This window comes from Flavobacterium sp. KBS0721, assembly GCF_002007065.3.
GTDB lineage: Bacteria > Bacteroidota > Bacteroidia > Flavobacteriales > Flavobacteriaceae > Flavobacterium > Flavobacterium piscis.
Window position 1 is genome coordinate 3,385,201 of record NZ_CP042170.1, and the last position, 14,000, is coordinate 3,399,200.

Annotated in this window: 11 protein-coding genes; 9 read left to right on the forward strand and 2 right to left on the reverse strand. The window is 33.9% G+C overall.

Going from position 1 to position 14,000, the window contains the following annotated elements; all coding sequences use genetic code 11:
• Window positions 1-9: 9 nt before the first annotated feature.
• From B0M43_RS14790 to B0M43_RS14815, 6 genes are all read left to right on the forward strand, one after another.
• Window positions 10-1,275, forward strand: a complete 1,266-nt coding sequence (locus B0M43_RS14790) for a BamA/TamA family outer membrane protein (RefSeq protein ID WP_078007529.1) — start codon at window positions 10-12, stop codon at window positions 1,273-1,275.
• A gap of 126 nt (window positions 1,276-1,401) precedes the next feature.
• The gene (locus tag B0M43_RS14795; protein WP_078007528.1) at window positions 1,402-2,022 is read left to right on the forward strand and encodes an outer membrane beta-barrel protein; all 621 of its coding nucleotides are present in this window, start codon (window positions 1,402-1,404) and stop codon (window positions 2,020-2,022) included.
• Window positions 2,023-2,190: 168 nt separating this feature from the next.
• Window positions 2,191-2,865, forward strand: a complete 675-nt coding sequence (locus tag B0M43_RS14800) for a response regulator transcription factor (protein ID WP_065449644.1) — start codon at window positions 2,191-2,193, stop codon at window positions 2,863-2,865.
• Between the two features lies 1 nt (window position 2,866).
• Entirely contained in the window at window positions 2,867-4,270 is a 1,404-nt protein-coding gene (locus tag B0M43_RS14805; RefSeq protein WP_065449645.1) for a HAMP domain-containing sensor histidine kinase, read from the forward strand.
• Between the two features lie 77 nt (window positions 4,271-4,347).
• Window positions 4,348-5,070, forward strand: a complete 723-nt coding sequence (locus B0M43_RS14810) for a hypothetical protein (protein ID WP_065449646.1) — start codon at window positions 4,348-4,350, stop codon at window positions 5,068-5,070.
• Between the two features lie 48 nt (window positions 5,071-5,118).
• Window positions 5,119-6,066, forward strand: a complete 948-nt coding sequence (locus B0M43_RS14815; RefSeq protein WP_065449647.1) for a bestrophin family protein — start codon at window positions 5,119-5,121, stop codon at window positions 6,064-6,066.
• Between the two features lie 247 nt (window positions 6,067-6,313).
• Here B0M43_RS14815 and B0M43_RS14820 read toward each other — a convergent pair whose 3' ends face one another.
• Window positions 6,314-7,732 (reverse strand): PLP-dependent aminotransferase family protein, encoded by a 1,419-nt coding sequence (locus B0M43_RS14820; RefSeq protein ID WP_078007527.1) that lies wholly within the window; start codon window positions 7,730-7,732, stop codon window positions 6,314-6,316.
• A gap of 102 nt (window positions 7,733-7,834) precedes the next feature.
• Between B0M43_RS14820 and B0M43_RS14825 the strand changes: the two genes are divergently transcribed.
• Together B0M43_RS14825 and B0M43_RS14830 are read left to right on the forward strand one after the other, a co-directional pair.
• Entirely contained in the window at window positions 7,835-8,752 is a 918-nt protein-coding gene (locus B0M43_RS14825) for an EamA family transporter (protein WP_078007526.1), read from the forward strand.
• 318 nt (window positions 8,753-9,070) lie between these two features.
• Window positions 9,071-11,332, forward strand: a complete 2,262-nt coding sequence (locus B0M43_RS14830) for an acyl-CoA dehydrogenase (protein ID WP_078007525.1) — start codon at window positions 9,071-9,073, stop codon at window positions 11,330-11,332.
• Between the two features lie 243 nt (window positions 11,333-11,575).
• Here B0M43_RS14830 and B0M43_RS14835 read toward each other — a convergent pair whose 3' ends face one another.
• The gene (locus B0M43_RS14835; RefSeq protein WP_065449650.1) at window positions 11,576-11,920 is read right to left on the reverse strand and encodes a 5-carboxymethyl-2-hydroxymuconate Delta-isomerase; all 345 of its coding nucleotides are present in this window, start codon (window positions 11,918-11,920) and stop codon (window positions 11,576-11,578) included.
• Between the two features lie 239 nt (window positions 11,921-12,159).
• Between B0M43_RS14835 and B0M43_RS14840 the strand changes: the two genes are divergently transcribed.
• The gene (locus B0M43_RS14840) at window positions 12,160-13,803 is read left to right on the forward strand and encodes a DUF6377 domain-containing protein (protein ID WP_078007524.1); all 1,644 of its coding nucleotides are present in this window, start codon (window positions 12,160-12,162) and stop codon (window positions 13,801-13,803) included.
• Window positions 13,804-14,000: the final 197 nt, after the last annotated feature.

Here is a 14,000-nt window from a genome sequence, read left to right on the forward strand (position 1 = left end):
AACTTCCAGATGGTAAATTTTTTTAAAAATAATTATTTTCATCATTATAAAATCTTAGGGTTACTCTTTTTTATTTCATTCAATTCGATAGCGCAAACAGAGACCATTAACCCGGAATTATGCCCTCCCAGAACAATTTTAGAAATCTTTAAAAAGAAAGATTCTACAGCTGCAGTTAAACCTTCAAAAAACAATTTTTTCCTTATTATTCCGGCAATTGGTTCTCAACCCGCAACCGGATTTTTTTTTGGTGCAGTAGCGCAATATACTTTCAAAGGAAAACAAGTATCAGATAAATATTCGATTGCTAATTTAGGAATCACCTATACCACAAAAAAACAATGGCTGGTAAATGTGAAAAATAATATTTTACTGAAAAACAACCGAATTTTCCTGAGTGGAGATTATCGTTTGTATATTTTTTCGCAGCCTAATTACGGTTTAGGAACCTATATCCTCCCGCATCAAAGCAATAAGAATCATTTTAGTATAGATTCGATTGCCCAGCCTATGGATTATGATTATTTTAAATTTCACCAAACCGTTTCTTTTGAAGTTTATAAAAACTTTTATGTAGGCGGAGGAATAAATCTCGATTGGTACTCTAGTGTAAAGGACAAAGATCTTGATGTCGAAAACGAAAAATATACCTATCATTATAATTACAGTCAGAAACATGGATTTAGTGATTTAGAATATTTTCTAAATGGTATGAGCCTTAATTTAGTATACGATTCACGAGACAATCAGGTCAATTCTACCCGCGGCTGGTTTGCCAATATCAATTATCGTTTTAATCCTGTTTTGTTTAATAATCAACAATACAGCAATGTTTTATATGCAGAATACCGTCATTTTATCCCGGTTTCAAGTAAGAATGAAAGATATATTTTGGCACTTTGGGCATATGGACAATTTGTAACCAGAGGAAAAGTGCCGTACCTCAATTTACCCGCAATAGGCTGGGATCAGCGCAGCCGAAGCGGGGAAGGGTATACTCAGGGATTGTTTAGAGGTGATGGTTTAATCTATTTTTCGACCGAATTCAGGTTTCCAATAACTTGCGATCAAATGTTAAGCGGAGCCGTTTTTACCAATTTTGTAACAGCAAGTAATGTCGATAATAATATTTCTCTATTCAAATCAATTCAGCCAGCGGCAGGTCTTGGTTTGCGCATTTTAATCGACAAAAAAACACGTACCAATTTAATTGTAGATTATGCCTGGGGAAATAATTCAAAAGGCTTTTATCTCAATGCAGGTGAAACTTTTTAATTTATAATTATCTGCATTTTAGGTGTTTATGTTTTTATTGTGAGAATTTTATCTTAAAAAATGTTTAAAATTTAGAAAGAAAAAATTTAAATTTGAGGTTCAATTAACTTTCTAAAAACAAACATTATGAAACAGTACGGTTTTTTATTGGTTCTGTTCCTGTTGGTAATAGGAGCGAACGCACAAGACGCAAGATCTTTTTCTCTTAATTTGTATGGTGGTTATAACTTTTCAGATGAGATCGATTACGATGGTTATTCTGCTACTATTGATGATGGTTTTCAATACGGTGCAGGGTTTGAATATTTCTTTTCGACAAATAACTCTGTTGAGCTAAAGTATTCAAGACAAGATTTAAAAATACCTTTTTATGACCCCGCAGGAGTCCAGATTAATGCTGGAAACGATAAAGGAGCCTTCAATTTTATTTTAGCAGATTTTACCCATTACTTTGATACAGGCTCAAATTTACTCCCTTATTTAGGAGCAGGAGCCGGAGTGGGGATTGTAGAAACACCTCAAGGAGGAAGTGGTACTTATTTTGCCTGGGATGTAAAAGGAGGAGTGAAAATTAAAACAGCTTCATCAGTTTCTGTAAATATTAATGCCTATTTGCAATCGATGTCGGCGGCAGTTGGTGAGAGTTATTACTGGACATATTGGTACGGACCGGTTGCAGTTGATGATTATATTTCTACTTTTCAGTTTGGGCTTGGAGCAGTATTGAGTTTTAATTTTAAAAATTAAAATATTCCCCCATAAATCATCCTTAAAAATATAAAAGCATTCACAACTGGTGAATGCTTTTTTTATTGTTACCAAAAGCTATTGTTCATAATTAAATCATAATTTATAACTATTGTGATTTATATTTTTAAACTCAATACCTATTTTTGTTATTCAGACCACTTATTTATGAAATTATTAATAGTCGAAGACGAACCAAACCTTTTATCTATTCTGCGTAAAGGATTTGCCGAAAACAACAACGAAGTTAGTGTTGCCATGGATGGCAAAACAGCTCTCGAAATGCTTCATAATTATAATTTTGATGTTGTAATCTTAGACGTTATGTTACCGGATATTAATGGCATTGAAATTTGCAGACGTTTACGTGCCAGCAAGAATTTTGTACCTGTTTTGCTTTTAACAGCTCTGGGAACTTCAGAAAATATTGTAACCGGACTTAACGCCGGTGCCGATGATTATTTGGTTAAACCCTTTAAATTTGGAGAACTCGATGCAAGGGTTAATGCATTGCACAGAAGAGCACATCAGGAAACAGAACGAATTGACAGTATTACAGTAGGTGATTTAGAAATAAATGCCCGTGCTAAAACCGTAAAAAGAGAGGGAGAATCTATTATTTTAACGGCCAAAGAGTTTAAATTACTGTATTATTTAGCCAAAAATAGCGGACAGATTGTTTCCCGCGATCAAATCTTAGATAATGTTTGGGATATTAATTTTGATATGAATACCAATGTTGTAGACGTGTATATCACCTATCTGCGAAAAAAAATTGATAAACCTTTTGCAACCAAACTGATTCATACCATGAAAGGTTTAGGTTATGTTATAAAACCATAAAATGGATATAAGAAAAAAAATTACTTTTACTTATGTAGCGCTTTCCAGCTTTAGTACACTATTGTTGTGTATTATTGTATTTGTCTTGTTTCAGGAAAATAATAGATATCATTTCTTAAAACGATTAGAAGACAGGGCAAAAATTGTCGCTTCAATTCATTTTCAAAACGATCCTGAAAAAATAAAGTATTATAAAAACCTCAAAAAAGACGGACTTGAAGAACTTATAGAAGAAGAAGAATTTGTTCTAAAGATAAACAGCGCCAATAGTTTTGATTATAATACGAACTTAAATTTACCCAATGAGTTTTACACCAATGTTCTAAAATCCGGTGAAGATTATTTCGAAAAAGATAACAAATATTATTTAGGACAAGTTTTTACAGAAAGAAGTCAACGATACATTGTAATTGTGGGTGCACGCGATCAAAAAGGACCTACAACAACAATTTATATTGTAAAAATCATGCTTTTTGGCGGTATCGGATTTATATTTCTGGCTTTTTTCTTAGGGCGCTTTCTCGCAAAACGAGTGATTAATCCTGTAGCCAGAATTACCAGGGAAGTAAATAGAATTAGTGCCTCTAATCTTCATAACAGATTACCCGAAGTAAAAAATTCAGATGAAATCTCAGATCTTACTGCAACATTTAATGATATGCTGGACCGTTTAGAAACCTCTTTTGAGATTCAGGCCAACTTCATCAATAATGCTTCGCATGAATTAAAAACGCCAATAACCACCATTATTGCCGAGTCTGAAATTATGCTTCTTAAAGAACGCGCAGTTCCGGAATACATTCAATCATTAGAAAATATCTACAGTCAGGCCTCTAAACTAGGCAACCTTACCGAAAGTTTATTGAAACTTACTCAAACCGGTTACGACGGAAAAAAACAAGTACTGGATATCGCGAGAATCGATGAGTTATTAATGGATGTAAAATCAGATTTAGACAAAATTTATCCCGATAATCGTGTGAGTATGAAATTTAATTTCGCTCCAAACGATTCTAATCTCTTATTAATTCCTTGTAACAAACCACTTTTAGAGCTGGCCATTAATAATATCGTTACCAATGGTGTAAAGTATTCTGATAACAATGAAGTTTTCGTAACACTTTCTGCCAATCAGGAAATGATTAAAATAGCAATTAACGATATTGGCATTGGTATTCCTCCGGAAGATATTCCGCATTTGTATGAACCTTTCTTTAGAGGGAAAATTGCAACCAAATATATTGGTTATGGTTTGGGGCTTCCATTAGCATCAAAAATCATTCGCATGCACGATGGCGAAATACAAGTTCAGTCAGAACAAAATAAAGGGACTATTGTAACCATTGTTTTTAATAAATCAAAAATCAAAAAAAACAACATTAAAAATTCTAATGTTGAATCTTAGAAAGTTCTAATTTTATATTAAGACCCTTCTAATTTTAGTGAAGTTATTTTGTATGTATAAACTAAACGATTATACTTATGAAAAATTTCCTTATACCTACCACTTTAAAAGATGATACTATTTGTGCTGTAAAATCAGCAATTAGCCAGGCAAAATCATCAGATTGCGAAATCATTTTAATGATTGCTTCTGAGGCGCCTGACACTTTTTCTTCTTCAGGTTATTTGCGTGAAATGCGTACCGGACTTACAGCAAATCAGGAAATAGTTCTTGACACCTGTCGCTATATTATCGGGCATACGCCAAACTGTAAAATAAAAGTACAAAACCAGTACGGTCTTTCGTCTCCCATTTTCAAACGTATTATAGATGTTTTCTCTGTAAAATTAGTCATTCTTACACAGTCTTATAAACAAGAAACAAAACGAATTCACCAATACCTGATTCAATTAGCGGCCAACCAAAAATGCCCAATATTGCATTTAGGACCAGAGCAGTACAAAGAAGATTTTAATAAAGCACTTTATATCGAAAATGCCCGTGCAAATATGCATGTAAAGGATGTTCAGCAATTTTTGAATGAAAACTTTTCATTTGAAATTGTAAGCCAGACCGCCAATTTTGATGACAACTACGAAAAATTTGCTCCTTATTTATCCGAAGCAATTTCAAAATACGATATCGATTTGCTGGTAGAAACCCGTAAAGGAGAGAAAATCAAATTCAAGAAAGTAAAAAAAGAAGATATGAACGAGAGATTAGGACTTCCGGTTTTGTCTCTTTATGAAGAAATGGCATAATACCTAATTACTGCCGAAAAAATATAAGTTTAATTTAAAACCGAAAATATGTTATTAAAGAAAAGAATACCAATGAAGTACGTTCTCGGGAAAATTAAAGTAGAAATTACATTAGTTTTGGCGTATACGATATTGTTTGAAGTTTTTCACAATTACTTCATCAATCTTCCTGTAGATATCCCAATTGCAATTCCAACAATGATTGGAACCATTATATCCTTATTATTGGCTTTTAAGTCTAATCAGGCATATGACAGATGGTGGGAAGCCCGAATTGTTTGGGGGGCGATTGTAAATGATTCCAGAACATTGATCAGGCAGGTACTAACATTTTATAAAGACCCTAATTTTTCTGTAGAAGCAAATGAATTCAAAGAAAATTTTGCCAAACGACAAATTGCATGGTGTTATAGTTTAGGAGAATCTTTGCGAAATAAAGATGCCTTAAAACCTCTTGAAGGCCTGATAAGCGATGAAGAATTACGTTTTGTAAAAAATCATCAAAACATACCCAATGCAATTTTATTATTGCATGCGAGAGATCTTCGAAATGCTAAAAATGACAAACGTATTAATATGTATCAGCAAGTCGAAATCGATAATACGTTATCAAGACTCTGTGATGAAATGGGGAAATGTGAGCGAATTAAAAACACCATTTTTCCAACAACGTACAGTATGTACATCAGATTGACATTGTGTTTGTTTATTTTATTGCTGCCTTTTGGATTAATTAGTGTATTGAGCTGGTTTGCGATCCCATTAATTACAGCAATTGCTGCCGCTTTCTTTTTGATCGAAAGAATGGCGATTCACTTGCAGGATCCATTCGAAAACAGAGCTACAGATACACCTGTAACTACAATTGCTAATACTATTGAAAGAAATATAACTCAGATGATGAACGAATACCAAAGCGAATTTGATATTATCAATGAATTTCATCTTCAGCCTGAGACTAAAAAAGCGGAAAACAACGCTTACTTTGTTTTATAATTAAAAATTGATTTTGGTTTCTCAATTTGTTGCCGGACAATGCTATTTACAGCATTGTCCGGTTTTTTTATATAAATATTTTCATGTTTTTTTTCAGGACTTCGTTCAGGATGAAAAACAAAAAATCTGTGTAAATCCGTGTTTTTGCGAAGCAAATCCGCGTCATCCGTGTGCCATGACAAAGATTGTCGAGCTTCGTGTGTGATCCTTTCTGCGTCAGTATGACAAGATTACGCAGAGTTTAGTATCATCGATGAAGTAGTCTTCCTAAAATCTGTATAGATTGTCTTAATTCATTTGTCCATACCAATCCAAAACTCAATCGCATACAATTCGAAAACTGATCCTGAAAAGAGAAAATTCTTCCGGGCGCTATACTAATCTTGTGCTGCATCGCCAAATGATAAAAGGCAGCAGTGTCGACACTTTTATCCAATTCTATCCAAAGAAAAAATCCCCCTTGCGGCTGACTTACTTTTGTTCCTTTTGGAAAAGATTCCAAAACCGTATTGATATAATTATTACAATTATGATTCAATATCTGACGTATTTTTCTAAGATGATTTTCGTATCGTCCATTTTTTAGAAAATCCCCCACAACCTGATGTGTTATAGTAGGCGAGGAGAGTGTATGGTAAATCTTGTTGCGTAATATTTCTTTTTTAAATTTCCCCGGCGAAACCCAGCCCACACGATAACCCGGCGCCAGCGTTTTCGAAACCGAACTGCAGCAAAGCACAATACCGCTCTCGTCATAGGTTTTACAATTCGTTGGTCGGCTTGCGCCAAAGTACAAATCGCCGTGAATATCATCTTCGATTAATGGAATATTATAAAACTCCATCAACTTAACAACTTCTATTTTATGTTCGGCCGGCATCATGCTTCCGGATGGATTACTAAAATTACTCATCAACAAACAAAGTTTTACCTTTTTAGACGAAAGTGCTTTTTTTAACGCATCTAATTCAATTCCGGTTGTCATGTTTGTTGGCAATTCCATGATGTACAATCCCAACGATTTGGCCAGTTGCAGAATTCCAAAATAAGCAGGGCTTTCGGTAATAATAGTATCTCCCGGTTGGGTTAGTGTCATCAAACAATGGGAAATAGCACTCGTGCAGCCAGGCGTTGTAATAATATCTTCCTCAGATAATGATCCTCCCCAGGTAAAAGACCATCTTGCAATTTCCCGCCTTAAATTCGGATTCCCTTTTACCTGCTCATAACTTGTTCCGCTATTAGGAAGTTGTCGCATTGCCTGAACCATTCCCTTATTTAATTTCGCAATCGGCAGCAATTCATTCGACGGAAAACCCAAAGAAAGCATTGTAATATCAGGATCGGTCATATTACCGTACACCTGATCGATTAAATCTTCCCGATCAACATTGGCACATTTTAAAATAGGACTGCTTGGCGAAGGCTCAGGAATCGTTCTGGCCGAAATATTACTTACATAATAACCGGATTGAGGTCTGGATTCGATCAGTGATCTGCTTTCGATTTCATAATACGCTTTACTTACCGTGCTCATGCTGTAACCCGTTTCGGCGCAGACTTCACGTATCGATGGCAGTTTGTCACCCACATTCAAAACACCGGATTTTATTTGCTTTTCGATTCTGTCAGCAAACTGAAGATACAAGTAATTTGGATTTTTCATAAATAAAAACTGTTATGGTGCAATTTACAAAAACTGTATCTGTATTGCTGTTTTATTTTTTAGAAATTTGCTTTAATAGAAAATTAAACAAAAACAACATTTGTGAAAACAACAAAATACTACATAGCTGCCATTACCTGTTTTGTAATCTGGGGATTTTTTAGTCTGGTTTTAAAACCCATACACGACTATGCCTCTCTGGATATTTTGTTCTACCGCGTTTTTAGCTGTAGCATTCTGATGTTGATTATTGCTTTTACTTTTAAAAGAAAAAGAATAAAAGAAGCAATTCAAAACTTCAAATCGTTGCCTACTTTTGAGAAACGCAAAACCATTTTATTGAATATTGGCGGAAGCGTGTTTCTAATGGCCAACTGGTTTACATTCATTTATGTAATGAACCACGTTAGCGTAAAAGCCACATCATTAGCCTATTTGGTTTGTCCTATTTTAACCACTTTACTCGCTTATTTTATTTTGCATGAAAAACTCAGCAAAACGCAATGGATCGCTGTTGGGTTAAGCATTTCCGGCTGTGTACTTTTATCGTATGCCAATATTATGGATATGTTTTTTAGCATCATTATAGGATCAACTTATGCATCTTATCTGGTAAGCCAGAGAGTCAATAAAGGTTTCGATAAATTTATAATCCTAACGTTTCATATTACTTTGGCAGCATTGCTTTTATTGCCATTTTATCCCATATACAGCGGGCCGGTTCCAACCGAATTTAAGTTTTATTTCTGTATAGAAACCATTGCAATATTGTTTACCATTTTTCCATTGTTTCTTAATTTATACGCCTTGTCTGGAATTAATTCTTCAACCGTTGGAATGCTTTTAAATATTAACCCAATGATTGCTTTTCTATTGGCGATGTTTCTGTATAAAGAACAATTTGGACTAATACAAATCATTGCTTACGGAATTGTTTTTCTCGCAGTTTTGGTTTTTAATTCACATCATATTTTTGCCATGAAGCAAAAGTTTACACAATATCCAAAGATTCTAAAATAACGTGAGGTTTTTTTATGTTTTTTATTGGTTTAAAATATAAATTACCAGAATCTTAACAGGATATTCAAACAGGAATGATTATTTTCATTCCTGTTTTTTTATGCAATAAAAAGAATAAAAAAATACCACTCTCGATAGCTATCGGGATTACAGATTAAAAGGATTTTTTTTAGCCACGAATTCACGAATTTTTCAATCTATTTGGGCGCAATCATTCGTGAATTCGTGGCTATTTTTAAAATAATGAAACTAATTTTAATTTGTGATCCTGATAGCTATGAGGAGTGAAAAAAAAATACAAACTGAACAACTATTTATATGAAAAATACCAAACTCCAAGCCTTTATTCCGTTATTTTATTTAGTATGGTCTGATGATTTACTAACTCAGAAAGAGTTTACTACAATCAGGAAATTTATCAATGACCTCACTTGGCTTTCGCCCGAAGAAAAACAACAATTAGTATCACGATTAGATATTTCAAATCCGCCTTCGCGAAATGAACTCACGCAATGGAAATTAGATATCGAAAATAGTATTCAGAATAAAGCTGATATAAAATCAATTTTTGATATTGCTGTGGCACTTTCAGAAAAAGATATAGATATTTCGAAATTACAATCTGATTTTATAAAATTAGAGAACGATCTTGGAATTCTGGGCGAAGAAGCGCTTCAGAATTTCAAAACAAAAAGTAGTTCATTTACAGCAAACTCCCAAACCAATGCTGATTTTGATATTCAAAAGATAACAGCCATTTTAAATGGTAAAGAAGTTGCGATAATCAATAAAGTAAAATCAGTAATTTCAAGACCTGAATTTGCTTATGAAACTTCTACAGATATCAATGTATACCGCGAAACAGTATACAATTGGTGTAAAATCCTTGCAGATGAAAATCTCGGAAATATGGCTTATCCCAAACAATATGGTGGAGGAGAAAACATAGCCGATTATTTTGCCATAATGGAAACCCTAAGTTACCACGATTTGAGTCTGGTAATCAAATTTGGTGTTCAGTTTGGTCTATGGGGAATGAGCGTTCAGTCGTTAGGAACCGATAAACATTATGCCAAATACTTAAAAGATATTGGAACCTTAAAAATTCCAGGGTGTTTTGCCATGACCGAAACACATCACGGATCGAACGTAAAAGGTCTGGAAACTACAGCTACATACAATCATAACGATCAAACGTTTACGATTCATACACCTAATAAAAATGCACAGAAAGAATACATTGGTAACGCAGCAGTTCACGGCCAAATGGCAACTGTTTTTGCCAAATTAGTTATAGACGGTCATGATTATGGCGTAAATGCTTTTGTGGTTCCGCTAAGAGACACCAACGGAAATACCTTAAACGGAATTACGATTGGGGATTGCGGACATAAAATGGGATTAAACGGAGTAGATAACGGAACGATTAGTTTTGACAACGTGGTGATTCCGAAAGAAAATATGCTCGATCGTTTTGCTTCTGTAAATGATAAAGGCGAATTCGAAAGCCCAATCCCGAGTGATAACAGACGATTTTTTACCATGTTAGGTACTTTGGTTGGAGGACGAATTGGGATTCCGCGTTCTGCTTTGGCTGCAGCCAAATCCGGATTAACAATTGCCATTCGCTACAGCGATCAAAGAAGACAATTTGGACCAGAAGGAGGATCAGAAGTTCCGATTTTAAATTACAGAATGCATCAGCGAAGATTAATTCCGCCTTTGGCAAAAACCTACGCCGTACATTTTGCTTTGCAATATCTTACCAATCGCTTTTTAAATAAAACCGAAGCCGAAATGCAGGAAATCGAAGCTTTGGCAGCAGGAATGAAATCGTATTCGACATGGAGCACTAGAGATATTCTACAAGAATGCCGTGAAGCTATTGGAGGAAAAGGATATTTGTCTGAAAACCGAATCGATGCTTTAAAAAATGATACCGAAATATATACCACTTTCGAAGGCGATAATACTGTTTTGATGCAATTGGTGGCTAAAAATCGTTTATCTGAATTCAGAAAATCATTTGGCGAAATGGGTTCTTTGGGAATCATTAATTATGTGTACGAAAATGCAAAAACAGCATTCACAGAGAAAAACCCAATTGCTACCCGAAGAACCGATGACGAACATTTATTAGATCCTGAATTTCATTTACAGGCTTTCATTCACAGAGAAAAAACAATTTTAGCTTCGGCAGCACGACGTATCAAAAAATTAGTTGATGGAGGTTTAGAACCTTACGATGCTTTTAATGTTGTACAACATCAAATGATCGATGTGGCTCAGGCCTATTTAGAAAGAGTTGTTTTAGAACAATTTCAGTTGGCTATAAAAGAAGTCGAAGATCAAAAATCGAAAGAAATCTTAACCAAGCTGAATCAACTATATGCGCTTTCCCAAATAGAAAAAAACAAAGGCTGGTATCTTGAAGACGGTTATATGGAAGCTGTAAAAACCAAAGCAATCCGTAAGATAGTCAATCAATTGTGTTGGGATATTCGACCGGATGCGGTTTCGTTGGTTAATGCTTTTGATATACCTGAGAGTTGTTTAGCGGCGCCAATTGCTGTTCGATAAAAGAGTAAAGAGTAAAGAGTAAAGAGTAAAGAGTAAAGAGAATAGATCTTGTGAGAACTTTGTCAAAGTTTTAAACTTTGACAAAGTTTATGGAGTCATTTTTGTCAATCCTGAGGAACGAAAGATCACACTAGAAACTCCGCAACGAGAATCGTCAATCTTTGTCGAGTTTCGAGTGTGATCCTTCGTTCCTCAAGGATTACAAACTATGCGAAAATACTCTTATTTATATCACAACAACCTTTAAATCATTGTTTTATTAAAATAACTCGCCTTCTCAAAATCTTTTATATTGATAGAAATCACCGGAACTTCAGGAAGTACTCGATTCAGTTTAGAAACAATTACTTTCGAAAGATTTGCTTTTTGCTCAACATTTCGGCCTTCCATAATATAGGCAAAAACGTGAATAAAGTCTTTTATGGAATTTCCGTTGTTATAATACGAAAAGGGATTAATGCGAACCTTGATCTCAGCTTCATCAAAAAGACCAGTAGATAATGCTGCATTAAAAACATCCTGCATAATATCATCTGCAGATTTTAATCGAATAACGTTTTCTGAACAATCAATAATAAAATGAGGCATTTGTGTTGGTTTTTAGATTATTGTAATAGAGTTTTATCAAATTTACAAAAATCCGGTTGATAAAATTATTTTTAACAGATAGAAAGTCAGAGTTTTGGATTGAAGAGGCGATACCCGAAAAATTTCTTTTAGTACTTGATTTTTCTGTTACAAAAAGTCAAAAAGTGCGACTTATCAAATAGTCTATTTTTATACCTGCACTTTCTTATATTTGTAAGTCTCATTATATCATAATTGTTTTGAAAAATTATTTATTGTTTTGTTTATTCGTTCTTTTAGGCAGTCCTGTATATTCATCAGACAGCACTGATACTATTTTGGCAAAGCTCAATGATGCTTTAAAAAATAAAGCACATTATGTCAGGCTTAAAGAAGAGCGTATTTTGAATTTTAAAAAAATCAAATCAGACGATTTAACTCCGGAACAAGAATACAATTACAACAAAACTTTATATACAGAATATCAAAAGTTCAACTCAGATTCGGCCATATTTTATGTAAAAAAGAATCTGAAGATTGCCGGTGAACTTCAAAATAATGAATTGCTGAATTTAGCCAATTTGCAATTGGTAACACTTTTTTCTTCCTCAGGAAAATACCGGGAATCTGAAGCTATTTTAAAAAGCATTGATAAAAAAACACTCTCAAAAGCATTGCTTCCCAATTATTATGTGGCCTACAGGGAATTTTTTGAGCATTATGCCGCCAATAGTTATGATATAAAATACATTCAGAAAATAAGGGAATATCGTGATTCTTTGATTGCTGTTTTAGATCCCAATACTTTAAATTATCAGATCAATAAAATTCAGCAGGGAATGTCCCAAAAAAAACTGGTAAATGCGGAGCAGCAGTTGCAGCAATTGTTTGCCAGTATTAAAGAAGATAATCCTCAATATGCGATGGTAACTTATCTTTTAGGAAGTATTTATGAAGCAAGACATCAGCTAGAACCACGGAAAAAGTTTTATGCGCTTTCGGCTACCTCAGACCTAAAAAATGCCAATAAAGATAATGCGTCACTTCAGGAACTGGCATTGGTTTTTTATGAAATTGGTGATGTAGATATGGCGTATAAACTAACACAATCGGCTATTGAGGATGCGCTTTATTGCAACGTTCAGTTTCGTACACTTTTAATGTCAGAGGTTTATTCGATTATCAATACCGTTTATTTAGAAAAAGAAGCCAAGAGAAAAACCGAGTTGCAGCTGTATTTGTTATGCATCAGTTTGCTTTCGGCATTTTTGTTTGTAGCAATTATTTATGTCTACAAACAAATGAAAAAAGTATCCAGAATACGTGGAGAACTTTACGAAACCAGTCAAAAATTAGCCGTATTAAACAAAGATATTACGGAAACCAACAATCAGCTGCAGGAACGTAACGCACAATTATCAGAATCGAATCATATTAAAGAAGAATATATTGCGCATTTTTTTAGTCTTTGTTCGACTTACATCAATAAGCTGGAAAATTATCGTATTATTTTAAATAAAAAGGCAACCGCAAAACAGTTTGATGAGATTTACAAAATGCTTAAATCAACGACTTTGGTTGATAATGAGCTCGAGGAGTTGTACAAGAATTTTGATATTATTTTTCTTAATTTGTATCCCACTTTCGTGAAAGATTTCAACGCACTTTTGATCAAGGAGGAACAAATCGTTTTAAAACAAGGGGAATTGCTGAATACCGAACTTCGTATTTTTGCTTTAATCCGTTTAGGAATTACTGATAGTGTAAAAATTGCGGCATTCCTTCGTTACTCTTTAAGTACAATTTATAATTATCGTACCAGAGCTCGAAATAAAGCTGCAGTTTCGAGAAATGATTTTGAAGAAATGGTCATTAAAATTGGCTTAATTTCATTGAAAGTGTAATTATTTATTTTAAAACTACTACTTTTTTTAGGGGGTGTATTTGTTCAAGTATTTGTAAATCAAATATTTATTTTTTTGTTCCACTACTTTTTTTCGTTTGAAAATTAAAAACGAACTATAACGTTTTAGCTTTACAATATTATTAAAAGGTAATAATGACCTTATTACTGCCTTTTAAATTATACATTAAATGCTTT